This is a genomic window from Nostocoides australiense Ben110 (assembly GCF_001050535.1).
Classification (GTDB): Bacteria; Actinomycetota; Actinomycetes; order Actinomycetales; family Dermatophilaceae; genus Nostocoides_A; species Nostocoides_A australiense.
On sequence record NZ_HG764815.1, the window covers coordinates 4,246,523 to 4,247,641 of the forward strand.

The 1,119-nt window shown below is 76.1% G+C and carries 1 protein-coding gene; it reads right to left on the bottom strand.

All coding sequences use genetic code 11. The features are described 5' to 3' along the window. Nucleotides 1-1,104 (bottom strand): alpha-(1->3)-arabinofuranosyltransferase domain-containing protein (locus BN11_RS21050; protein WP_157044432.1); only part of this gene is annotated, 1,104 nt, incomplete at its 3' end. Nucleotides 1,105-1,119 lie beyond the last annotated feature (15 nt).

The window sequence follows — 1,119 nt, forward strand, 5'->3', positions numbered from 1 at the left end:
GGGGGCGCCGGGCAGCCCGAGCGTGCGGGTCGAGGACGCCGTGATCTCGCGGACGCCGGGGATCGCCAGCGCGCTCGACGGGTGGGCCGGGTCCGCGACGAGGCGGCCGCTGACGGCATACGACCCGTCAGCCGTCGTCGTCACCTCCCGCCGCAGGGTCCCGCTCTCCTCCGCCGGGCGATAGCCGCCGCCGAGACACTGGAAACCCGCCGCCGTGCGAATGCAGCCGTCGGCGGCATCGCTGTCGCGGCTCAGGACGAAGCCCTGCGTCACGCCGCGGGTGACCGGCTGCGGCAGCCGGACGGTCTCGGTCGGCGCGAGGTCGTCGATGCCGACCTCCGCCAGGCCGGTCAGGACGGCGCCGGGCGCCCCGTCCACGGTGTCGAGGATCCGCACCTCGAGTTCGCGGCCGCTCATCCCCGCCGGCAGGGACACCGGGGCGGACGCGCCGATCTCGGTGTCGATGCTCTTGCCGCCCAACGAGATCCGCACCGACGTCGGCGAGCTGATCCCGGCGCCGAAGAGGTCCGGGTCCGCCGCGGGCCGGACGCGGACGGTATGGACGGTGCGCTCGGCGGGGAAGGTCACGGCCAGGGTCGGCGCGGAGTCGCCGAACGTCAGCCAGGCGGTCGCCGGGTCGCCGTCGAGGGCGGCATACGGCCGGCGCGCGGGCGCGAGTCCGGCGAGGGTGAGCTGGTCGCCGAGTGCGGTGGAGGCCGACACGCCGGCGATCCCGCCGCCGTAGGTGATGGTGGAGCGCAGGCGCCCGTGCGGCCACGGGAAGTAGTCGGTGCTCGCGTCCGACTCGCCCGCGGTCAGGGTGCGGGTGACGTCCTGGCCCCGGGTCGCGCCGAAGTAGCGGTCCCGGGCGCGGAAGCTGTCGGTCTCGATCCGCGGGTTGGTCTCGCCGGGATCGGCGTCGCCGTCGAAGCGCACCGGCCCCTGCGCGAGCCCGCTCTCGGCCAACGCCGGCAGCACCTCGCTCGCCCCGGACACGACCGGCACGGACGTCACCGGCCATAGGCTCGCGCGCGGCGCGGCGCGGCCCGTGACGGCGTAGATCTCGACCGGGGCCACGCGGGTGCCCGTGATGTCGGTGCTCATCGGCCCGAACCGGGC